The organism is Enterobacter cloacae complex sp. I2 (genome assembly GCF_014896205.1).
Taxonomy (GTDB): domain Bacteria; phylum Pseudomonadota; class Gammaproteobacteria; order Enterobacterales; family Enterobacteriaceae; genus Enterobacter; species Enterobacter quasihormaechei.
Genome location: NZ_JADBRA010000001.1, coordinates 125922 through 136105 on the forward strand (window position 1 = coordinate 125922; position 10184 = coordinate 136105).

The 10184-nt window shown below is 58.4% G+C and carries 8 protein-coding genes; 6 read left to right on the forward strand and 2 right to left on the reverse strand.

Going from position 1 to position 10184, the window contains the following annotated elements:
- Positions 1-2: 2 nt before the first annotated feature.
- The gene (locus IM300_RS00745) at positions 3-2699 is read left to right on the forward strand and encodes a response regulator (RefSeq protein ID WP_193034848.1); all 2697 of its coding nucleotides are present in this window, start codon (positions 3-5) and stop codon (positions 2697-2699) included.
- Entirely contained in the window at positions 2668-4866 is a 2199-nt protein-coding gene (locus IM300_RS00750; protein ID WP_193034850.1) for a sugar-binding domain-containing protein, read from the forward strand. The genes IM300_RS00745 and IM300_RS00750 overlap by 32 nt, the downstream gene beginning before the upstream one ends.
- Before the next feature lie 7 nt (positions 4867-4873).
- On the opposite strand, the gene IM300_RS00755 is transcribed toward IM300_RS00750, so the two are convergent.
- Positions 4874-5785: a LysR family transcriptional regulator gene (locus tag IM300_RS00755; protein ID WP_226841934.1), complete on the reverse strand. Its 912-nt coding sequence runs from the start codon at positions 5783-5785 to the stop codon at positions 4874-4876.
- 120 nt (positions 5786-5905) lie between these two features.
- On the opposite strand from IM300_RS00755, the gene IM300_RS00760 reads away from it, so the two are divergent.
- The 3 genes from IM300_RS00760 (at position 5906) to IM300_RS00770 (ending at position 8258) form a co-directional block, all read left to right on the forward strand.
- Positions 5906-6511 carry an NADPH-dependent F420 reductase gene (locus IM300_RS00760; protein ID WP_193034854.1) on the forward strand — a complete coding sequence of 202 codons (606 nt, stop codon included), beginning with the start codon at positions 5906-5908 and terminating at the stop codon, positions 6509-6511.
- Between the two features lie 17 nt (positions 6512-6528).
- Positions 6529-7410: a helix-turn-helix domain-containing protein gene (locus tag IM300_RS00765; RefSeq protein WP_112792904.1), complete on the forward strand. Its 882-nt coding sequence runs from the start codon at positions 6529-6531 to the stop codon at positions 7408-7410.
- 101 nt (positions 7411-7511) lie between these two features.
- Positions 7512-8258 (forward strand): SDR family oxidoreductase, encoded by a 747-nt coding sequence (locus tag IM300_RS00770; RefSeq protein WP_063865311.1) that lies wholly within the window; start codon positions 7512-7514, stop codon positions 8256-8258.
- A gap of 39 nt (positions 8259-8297) precedes the next feature.
- On the opposite strand, the gene IM300_RS00775 is transcribed toward IM300_RS00770, so the two are convergent.
- Entirely contained in the window at positions 8298-9020 is a 723-nt protein-coding gene (locus IM300_RS00775) for an SDR family oxidoreductase (protein WP_193034856.1), read from the reverse strand.
- Between the two features lie 98 nt (positions 9021-9118).
- Here IM300_RS00775 and IM300_RS00780 point away from each other — a divergent pair, with 98 nt between their 5' ends.
- On the forward strand, positions 9119-10036 hold the full coding sequence (locus tag IM300_RS00780) for a LysR family transcriptional regulator (RefSeq protein ID WP_193034858.1): 918 nt from the start codon (positions 9119-9121) through the stop codon (positions 10034-10036).
- Positions 10037-10184: the final 148 nt, after the last annotated feature.

The following is a 10184-nucleotide window of genomic DNA, read 5'->3' on the forward strand; positions in this document are numbered from 1 at the left end:
CCATGCGATCCACATCCCGGTTCGATCTCAACGCGCTGCCTGTAGGGGTAATGATTTACGATCCCGCCGAGCGTCTGCTGGCCTGGAATGACCAGATAACGCGCTTTTACCCGGTCATCGCCCCCTGGCTGAGCGCCGGCGCTTCGCTTGAAAGCCTGGCGGAGAAATTCATTGATGCAGGCTATAACATCGACCCCACCCGCCGCCGGACCCTGCGGGAAGCGATCGTTCGCAACTGCCGCCAGTCAAGCCATCGTGAGGTGCGGCAGTCGGGAAACCGGCGGCTCTACGTGCAGCATCAGCGTCTTGCGGATGGCGGCATTCTCAGCCTGCATACCGATATTACGGAGCTTGACGACGCCCAGCGTTCGCGCCACCAGCTGCACGATGATTTTTTACTGACCGCAGAGTCCATTCAGATCGGCATCTGGAACTGGCAGGTCTCTCAAGACAGCCTGGAGGTAAACGATACCCTGCTGGCGATGGTGGGTCAGTCGCGTACGCACCTGCATTACCCGCTGCGCTTTTTACTTAACCTGGTCCATGAAGAGGATCGCGCCGTGCTGCGCAACGCGATGATCGCCTCCAGACAGGAGCATATGCCGGTTTTTGAATGTGAGATTCGCGTACATCACGCGTCCCAGGGCTGGCGCTGGATGCTGATCTCGGGGCAGGTGGTCACCCTCAGCATGCAGCAGCAGGCCGAACGGGTGATCGGCACCCTACAGGACATTACCCGCCGCAAGGAGGCCGAGCTGCTGGCGATTGAAGCGGCGAAAGTCGCCCGGGAGGCCAACGAGGCGAAAAGTGCATTTCTGGCGAACATGAGCCACGAAATTCGCACCCCGATGAACGGCATTCTGGGCATGACACAGCTCTGCCTCGATACGCATCTCAACCCCGAACAGCGGGAATACCTGTCTCTGGTGATGAGTTCAGCGCAGTCACTGATGCATATCATCAATGACATTCTCGATTTCTCCCGCATTGAGTCAGGTAAGATGACCGTCGATACAGAGCCGCTGGAGATCCGTCCCTTTGTGCAGTCGCTGATCCGCCCGCACATGCCCGCCGCCAGCGTAAAGGGCATCGAACTGCTGGTGGATATCGCACCTGAAGTGCCGGACGTGCTCATCGTTGATGGTCCCCGGCTACGTCAAATTCTGACTAACCTTTTGGGCAACGCGCTGAAGTTCACCCATCAGGGTGAGGTTATGCTGGCAATAGAGCCTGCACAACGTGAAGGTCAGTGGCGTTTTCGCCTTCGCGACAGCGGCATTGGCATCCCGGTGGAGAAACAAAAAGCCATTTTCGAGGCGTTTAGCCAGGCCGATAGCTCAACCACCCGCCGCTACGGCGGTACTGGCCTCGGGCTGACCATTTCAGCCCGTCTGGTGAGCCTGATGGGCGGAGAGCTGACGGTTCAGAGCGAGCCGGGGGCAGGCAGCGAATTTGCGTTTACTCTGCCGCTGGAGAGCCAGCTGGCTGCTTCCACTCCCGGTGCTCCTGTAGCCCGCTTTAACGGCGAATCGGTCCTGGTGGTCGACGACAACAGCACCAACCTGCGACTGCTGGACACGATGCTTCGCCAGATGGGTCTGACGCCGACCTGTGTTAACAACGCAGGGGAAGCGTTAAGCCTGATCGCAAAAGGGGGATGCTGGCCGCTGATCCTGCTGGATGCGCAGATGCCGGATATGGACGGCGTATCGCTGGCCCTTGAGCTCTCCGTTATGCCGCAGGCCGGGCAAAGCCACATCATTATGCTCAGTTCCATGAGCCGTCATTTCGACGCCAACATGCTGAAGCGCATCGGGATCGCCCATTATCTGCATAAGCCGGTTGCCCAACGTGAACTCTATCAAACCATAGCCAGCGTCCTTGCGCCCGCCCCCCTTGCCTCCCCCGCGGCTGTGCCCGCTTCTGCGCCCGTTACGGCGCAGGCCAGTCTGCGTATCCTGCTGGCTGAGGACAACCTGGTGAATCAGAAAGTGGCCAGACGCCTGCTGGAGCAGCTCGGGCACCGTTGCGAAGTGGTATCCAATGGCCGGGAGGCCCTCGAACGCTGGCGTGAACAGCCGTGGGATTTGATGCTGGTTGACCTGCAAATGCCAGAAATGGACGGTGAAACGGCCATTCGCCTGCTTCGTGAAGAAACGCTCGCGAGGGGGCGTAACCATCAGCCCACCGTCGCGATGACCGCCCATGCCATGCAGGGCGACAAGGCGCGCTGTCTGGCAATGGGCTTCGACGGCTATATTGCCAAGCCGGTTAGTCAGGAGGCGCTCAGGGAGGAGATAGCCCGTGTTGTCGCCGGAGAAGAAAAGGGTCTGCCGGATGAGGCACAGCTGTTAAAACAGTGCGCGGACGATCCTGAACTGGTTAATGAACTGCTGGCGCTGTTCGGCAACGGTCTTGACGAGGCGGTGGCAGCCATAGCGCTGAATATTGCGCATGATGACCGCGAGGCCCTGCGGCGGGCCGCTCATAAGCTTCGCGGCGAAGCCGTCACCCTCGGTTTCACTCGTCTTTCAGAAGTGCTTCAGCAAATGGAGAGTCAGACGGTCTCGCTGAACCAGACGGGGCTGAGCGTTTTACATGGCGAGCTTATCGAGGAGGCCAGACGCGCTGCGGCCTGGCTGCGCCGCAGAGCTCAGGAGGTTAAAGATGATCAGGCTTCTTCTGCTGCTGGCAATTAGCCCTCTGCTGGCCCAGGCCAGTCAACCCGTCACCTGGTCACTGGCCGGAATGTGGCGCGTGCATGACGCCAACCTCAGCACCTTTGATGGCGCCAGCGCGCCTGACCGCGACTGGCGATCGATTGCGGTTCCGGCCAACTGGTACAGCGCCGGATACGATCATCAGGGTGCCCTCTGGTATCGGCACGAATTTACCCTGCCCCGGCACGCGCCCGATACCATGGCCACCCTGGTCTTTGATGGCGTGGACTATTTTGCCGACGTCACGCTCAACGGCAGGCATCTTGTCCGTCACGAGGGGTATTTCCAGCGCTTCTCCGTAGACATAAGCGATGCTTTGCAGCGACACAATAAGCTCGCCGTGCGGGTGGACAGCCCCTGGGAAGATCCGAAAACAATCTGGCCGCTGCACAAAACGATGGTTAAAGGCGTACTTAATCAGCACGATACCCGCCCTGGCGGGGCGTGGGCAGAGAATGGCCAGGACGCCAACTCAGGTGGGATTTGGGCACCGGTGAAGCTACACCTGAGTCGCGCCGTGACTATCGACGAGGTGATCCTGCGTCCGGACTGGCGTGAAGGGCTGAAAAAACCAGCGCTGCACGCCGAGATCCGCTATCGGGCGTTGTCTGCCGGTGACGTCACGCTGCGCCTGTCAGCAACCCCTGATAATTTCATCGGCGAGCGCACAGAGCAGGCGTTTTCGGTTCAGATTGCGAAAACGGACGGTAAGCCGCGGTCGCTCAGCGTCACGCTGCCCGTAAAAGACGCGAAGCTCTGGTGGCCAGTGGGCTATGGCAGGCCAAATCTCTACCGGGTGCGTGCGACCCTGGCGGACGAACAGGGGGTGATGGATACCGCGGTGACCCGAACCGGGCTGCGCAAGATGGAGGAGCAGCCGGACAACAGGGGCTGGCTGATCAATGACAGGCGCCTGTTTATCAAGGGGAGCAACTACATCGGTTCCCCCTGGCTTAGCACCATGACGCGCAAGAAATATCGCCGCGACTTCAGGCTGGTGCAGGCGATGAACGCCAATGCGATACGCGTTCACGCGCATGTGGCAGGCCGGGCGCTTTACGATGTGGCTGACGAGATGGGGCTGATGATCTGGCAGGATGTCCCCCTGCAATGGGGTTACAACAACAGCGACGCCTTTGCGGACAATGCCGCGCGGCAGACCCGCGAGATGGTTGAACAATTTGGCAATTCCCCGGCCATTATCGTCTGGGGCGGTCATAACGAGCCGCCGTGGAATTCACCGTGGATGGAAAAACGCTTCCCCGACTGGAATAAAACCCTGAACCAGAACCTGACGAAACGTGTGGGAGACGCGCTTGCGCGAGACACCTCGCGCATTGTGCATCGTTTTTCCGCGGTGGAAGAACACTACTGGGCCGGCTGGTACTTCGGCACCATGCGCGATTTGCTCGGCCCCGCCAAAACCGCAATCATCACGGAGTTTGGCGCTCAGGCGCTACCGCGACTCTCAACCCTGAAAACCATCATTCCCGCCCGCCTGATGTGGCCGAAAAGCACCGCCGCCGACGATCCCGGCTGGACGCACTGGAAATACCATAACTTCCAGCCCTTCCAGACTTTTAAATTTGCCAATATTCCGCGGGGTAATACCATTCAGGAGATGATTGCCAACACCCAGCGTTACCAGGCGGAGCTGGTGGCAATGGCGGCAGAGAGCTATCGCCGGCAGCGCTATCAGCCGGTTACCGCCCTCTTCCACTTTATGTTTGTAGAAACCTGGCCCTCCATCAACTGGGGCGTCGTGGATTATCTGCGTAAGCCGAAAGCGGGCTACTACGCGCTGCAAAAAGCTTATCAGCCCATTCTGCCGTCGATTGAACCCGTGACGGCGGTGTGGCGTCAGGGGAGCGAAGCAACGGTTCGCCTGTGGGCGATCAATGACACCTGGTCCGCCTGTGAGGCGTGTCGCCTTAAGTGGCAGGTGAAGCAACATGGTCGGGTGCTGGCTAAAGGCAATACAACCCTTACGCTTCCCCCCGATTCGGGCAGCAGGATCAAGGACATCACCGTCGCACCGACCACCAGGCATAACGTTACCATTGAGTATGAGATTTCGGATCGCGCCGGTAAAACCGTGGGTTCCAACCAGCGCAATGAGAGGGTGGAAAGCCCTCCTGAGCCATAAATGCTGGCTACCCGGCGCTGCTATTGCTACCCGGCATGCCAGCCTGCATTTTCAGCGTGTTAACGAACCAGCGCCCGGCCGGGCCGGGCGGATGTTCTTCCAGGTGCACCGCCTGCATGGAAAAACCGGCCCCGACGTCGGGCTGCATCTGCACGTTCAGCGTAACCAGTTTTCCCGCTGCGAGATCTTCCTCGACCATTGGCAGCGGCATATAGCCCCACCCCAGCCCGGCACGCAGGAAGGCGTGCTTCGCGCCCATATCCGCCAAATGCCAGGTCTTCGACGACATGACGCCAAAGCTTCGGCCCACGGTGAGAGCGGAGCGATCGGTCAGCACCAGCTGGACGTGTTCCTGTAAGAGTGAACGAAGGATCGGGCCAGACGCGGTCGCCAGCGGATGCTCAGGGGAGACAACGGCCACCGCAGGCACGCTGAGAAGGAATTCTGAGGTACATCCCGCCGGAAGATGCGGCAGCGATCCGGTTATCGCCACCCGGCAGTGACCGTCCAGCAAAGGCTGGAGCACCGCCCCCAGCGCCTCCACATACAAACGCAGCGGCGTGTCAGGAAATGCCTGATGAAACGCCTGCACCGCAGCGGTGAGCTGCGCAACGGGAAACATCACGTCGACGGACACCACCAGCTCAGGCTCAAGTCCTTCCGCTAAGGTGCGCGCCTTAGCCTTAAAGGCATCCATCCCGGCAGCGGCAAGACGTGCCGCTTCCAGCATGGCGACGCCCGCCTCCGTCAGTTTCGGATAACGCCCGGAACGATCGAATAATGGAAACCCGACCTGCACCTCAAGATTGGCCAGCGTCGCGCTGACAACCGACTGCGCGCGCCGCAGCCTGCGCCCGGCGGCGGAAAAACTGCCCTCATCAACGGCGGCAATAAAGGTGCGCAGTTGATCAACAGACATACCGTCCAGCATGTATCGCTCCAGCAGATGGATTCCATCTAATTATATAGGCTATTCAGATAGGTTAAAGATTACTACTCTCTGTGCATGTTCACTACGCATCATTGAAGGATATTCAGCATGAAAACAACAACGGTAGGCATTATCGGCGCTGGCGCAATCGGGCAAGCCTTTGCAGGACAGCTGGTTAAAGCGGGCATAAACGCTATTCTGAGTAACAGCCGCGGGCCGGAAAGCCTGGCTGCGGTGGTCGATAGACTGGGAAACGGGGCGCGCGCCGGCACCGTACAACAGGCCGCTGACGCCGATATCGTCTTTGTCAGCACGAACTGGGACAAAACCGAAGCCGCGTTAAAGGGTATTCACTGGGATGGGCGTATCCTGATTGACGCGACCAACCCGGTCATACTGCCAGGCTTTACGCTGGCTGAACTGGGCGGGAAAAACTCAAGCCAGGTTGTGACCCAGTGGGCGCCGGGTGCACGCGTCGTGAAAGCCTTTAATACCCTGCTTGCAGGGGTACTGGCTCAGGATCCGGCGCAGGCGGGGGGGCGTCGTGTCGTCTTTCTCTCCGGAGACCATCCAGACGCGAAGGCGGACGTCAGCGCGCTGGCAGCGCAGCTCGGTTTCGCACCTATCGATTTAGGCAGCCTGGAGGTCGGCGGTACGCTTCAGCAATTCCCCGGCGGGCCTCTTCCGGCGGTAAACCTGGTGCAACTGGCATAACGAAAGGCACGATAAACATGACGCAGCGTACTTCCGCAGAGACGTTTGAAGAGTACCTTCCCGGCGAACTGCTCAGGGAGCATCGGGCGCAATCCTCCCGGGATGTCTTTGTGCAAATTCTGGCGCGAAGGCACGTTCAGGAAAACGTCATTATTCCGGCGGTACCAGAGCCTTTTATCGTCTGGATCCTCTCAGGTAATGCCGTCGTTGAGGAGCGCTCTCCCGGGGAAGCGTGGTTATCAAACCGCGTTGCCGCAGGTGATTTTTTTCTCACGACGGCGGACTACCCAAGCGAAATGCGCTGGCGCGCCGAGCCAGAGACACCGTTCGTCGTCATGCATGTTTACATCGGCGTGGCGATGATGCAGGAGTGTGAATTGCGGGAGGTTTCCGGCGCGCGCGACGAAACGCTGTCCGTCCTGCTGGAGCAGATACGCCGCGAGCTGTATTTGCAAAATCCACCAAGCGGCCCGTTTATCCAGGGGATTGCACAGGCGCTGGCGGTACACCTTATTCGCACCTACGGCACCCGTGCGAAACGACACCGCGGGGGCTTGCAGGCGTTTAAACTGCACCGGGTCTTCACGGCAATGCGTGACGGGTTAGCCCAGCCGTTTGACCTGGCACGGCTGGCTAAGCTGTCCGATCTGAGCGAATACCATTTTAGCCGCGCCTTTAAACAGTCTACCGGGCTTTCGCCTTCCCACTATTTTATCCGGCTACGCATGGAGGAAGCACGGCGCATGCTGTCGGAATCCACTGATTCCGTTATCAATATTGCCCTGAACGTGGGTTACACCAGCCCCAGCCACTTTGCAGCCGTCTTCCTCAGGCATAACGGCGTGACGCCCTCGCACTATCGCAAGGCGATGGTGCGTAGCAAAAGCCCGACAGTTTGAGCAAAAGCCCGCGCGAAGCCAGCGCCTGAAAAATCCATTATTGAACCGTACTTCAGACGTTCTTTCTGAAGCGTTGAAATTAACTCTCAAGAGGATCAACTATGGAACTCAAAGGTAAAGTCGCGCTCATCACCGGTGCTTCAAGCGGAATTGGCGCCGCCACGGCCAAAAAATTAGCGCAACAGGGCGTCAGGGTGGGTCTCGCCGCCCGCCGTCTGGATCGTCTTCAGGCGCTGGTGTCTGACATTGAGGCTGCTGGCGGTGAAGCCATAGCGCTGGCGATGGATGTCACTGACCCGGCCTCGGTGAATGAAGGGGTGGCGGCACTGCACAAACGCTATGGGCATATTGATATCGCCTTCAATAACGCCGGGCTGATGCCGATTTCGGATATCGCCAGCCTCCGGGTTGACGAGTGGCACCGTATGGTAGACGTCAACGTAAAAGGCCTGTTTAACACCGTGGCGGCCGTGCTGCCGATTATGCAGTCGCAGCGGTCCGGGCATATCATCAATACCTCGTCGATCGCCGGGCGTAAAACCTTCCCCGGGCTTGGCGTGTACTGCGCGACGAAGCATGCCGTTGCCGCCTTCTCGGATATTTTACGTATGGAGCTGGCGCCGCAGTTCAACATTCGCGTCACCTCGCTTCAGCCGGGTGCCGTTGAAAGTGAATTATTCGAGCATATCAGTGACGAAAATTATCGCGCACAGATGGAACAGCTGAAGGAGAAGATGACGTTCCTGAAAGCCGATGATATCGCCGACTCGATTCTTTACGTGTTGCAGGCACCGGAACATGTGGACGTGGCAGAGCTGTTTATTATGCCGACCGAACAGCCGTGGTAAGAGGGTGAAGCGGGTCAGGCTGATGCCTGACCCGCTACGTTAGTTTGCGGATGCCGTAGGTCTGATGGTGATTTCGGTGGTATCGACACTCTCAGGCGCCTCGATGATGTGGCGCACGGCGCGGGCGATATCAGCCGGTTTGAGGGCAATAGCCCGGTACGCATCCATCACCGCCATGGTTTCTTCGTGCGTAATGGTCGAGGCCAGTTCGCTTTCCACTACCCCAGGGTTGACGCAGGTCACGCGGATGTTCGCACTTTCCTGACGCAAACCATCGGAAATGGCCCGGACCGCAAATTTGGTCGCACAATAAACGGCGGCCGTGGGCACAACGGACAAGGCACCGATCGAGCCAATATTAATGATCTGCCCCGAGTTCTGGGCTTCCATGATCGGCAGAACCGCGCCAATTCCCCACAGTACGCCTTTAATATTCACGTCAATGGTGCGTTCCCACTCATCCTGCTTGCCTGCGGAAAGCGGAGAGAGGGGCATAATGCCCGCGTTGTTAATCAGTACGTCAATGCGGCCCCACTTTTCCCGTGCAGCCTGAACGAAGGCAGCCATCGACTGGCGGCGGGTTACGTCTAATTCCTGCGCCTCTGCCTCCCCTCCTGCGCTGCGGATTTCTTCAGCCAGCGCGTGGATGCGATCCAGCCTGCGTGCCCCGAGGAATACTTTTGCGCCTGCCTTGCCCAGCTCTCTGGCAATACCTTCTCCAATACCGCTGGAGGCACCGGTAATTAAGATCACTTTGTTCATGTTTTACTCCTTCAGTTGAGTTCAAAGCAATCATAGAGTCTCAACATTGTTTCTTGTATCCTACCTTTACTGGACTCACTGGTTAGCGATGTTAAACAATGAAAATTGATCTTAATTTGTTACCGCTTTTTCTGGCGGTCGCCGAGGAGCGCAGCTTTAGCGCGGCCGCCGGGCGGCTGGGCATCACCCGTTCCGCTGTCAGCCAGGGGATAAGACGTCTCGAAGATGGGTTTCAGACCCTGCTGGTGATGCGCACCACGCGCTCGGTAAGCCTTACCGAAGCGGGTGAACGGTTGCATAAATCGTTGCAGGGGCCCATCGCCAACATTGAAGCGGCCTTTGACGATGTCACGTCAGACAGCACACCGCGCGGACAGCTCAGGATCGCGGTCACCTCAATTGCGGAAGCGTTTCTTTCTGGCCCCCTGCTCGCCTCGTTTGCGGCAGCGCATCCTGCGGTATCGCTTGATGTCTTCGTGTCAGATGAGGAATTCGATATCGTGGCGGCGGGCTATGACGCAGGGGTGAGGCTGGGCGAAGTTATCGAAAAAGACATGATCGCCGTTCCCCTTACGGGCCAGCAGCGTGAACGGGTGGTGGCTTCACCTTCCTATCTGGCGACGCACAGCGCACCGGCGCATCCCCGAGAGCTGGTCGCTCATCGGTGTATCGGCTGGCGCCCTTCCCCGGACGTTGCCCCCTATCGCTGGGAATTTGAGGAAGCAGGCGTCCCTTTCGATGTGGCCATTGATCCACAAATCACTACTAACGATCTGCGTCTTATGCTCAGTCTCGCACTGGCCGGCGGTGGAATTACCTTTGCCACGGAGGATACCTTCGCGCCTTACATTGAATCAGGACAGCTGGTTTCTTTACTGGATGCGTTTCTTCCGTCTTTTCCTGGCTTCTATCTCTATTTTCCCCAACGCCACAATATGGCCCCCAAACTCAGAGCCCTGATCGAGCACATCCGCCAGTGGCGCCAGCTCCCCGCCACGCAACCTGCTCAGCGATAAACGGTTCCAGCTCTGGATGCAGATTTTCCTCAATCTACCGCGTCCTTTTGATGAGCATCAACGACAGCACAGCGTTACCATGGAAAATGACAAAGGACACGATGGGCAGGACTTTACACAAGGATGGAACCGTAAAAATGCACAGACC

What these genes read in the sequence shown, in the direction of transcription:
- IM300_RS00765 (WP_112792904.1), top strand. Translation starts at nt 6,529, where the DNA reads ATGACGCAGCGTACTTCCGCAGAGACGTTTGAAGAGTACCTTCCCGGC.
- IM300_RS00745 (WP_193034848.1), top strand. Translation starts at nt 3, where the DNA reads ATGCGATCCACATCCCGGTTCGATCTCAACGCGCTGCCTGTAGGGGTA.
- IM300_RS00775 (WP_193034856.1), bottom strand. Translation starts at nt 9,020, where the DNA reads ATGAACAAAGTGATCTTAATTACCGGTGCCTCCAGCGGTATTGGAGAA.
- IM300_RS00755 (WP_226841934.1), bottom strand. Translation starts at nt 5,785, where the DNA reads ATGTCTGTTGATCAACTGCGCACCTTTATTGCCGCCGTTGATGAGGGC.
- IM300_RS00770 (WP_063865311.1), top strand. Translation starts at nt 7,512, where the DNA reads ATGGAACTCAAAGGTAAAGTCGCGCTCATCACCGGTGCTTCAAGCGGA.
- IM300_RS00760 (WP_193034854.1), top strand. Translation starts at nt 5,906, where the DNA reads ATGAAAACAACAACGGTAGGCATTATCGGCGCTGGCGCAATCGGGCAA.
- IM300_RS00750 (WP_193034850.1), top strand. Translation starts at nt 2,668, where the DNA reads ATGATCAGGCTTCTTCTGCTGCTGGCAATTAGCCCTCTGCTGGCCCAG.
- IM300_RS00780 (WP_193034858.1), top strand. Translation starts at nt 9,119, where the DNA reads ATGAAAATTGATCTTAATTTGTTACCGCTTTTTCTGGCGGTCGCCGAG.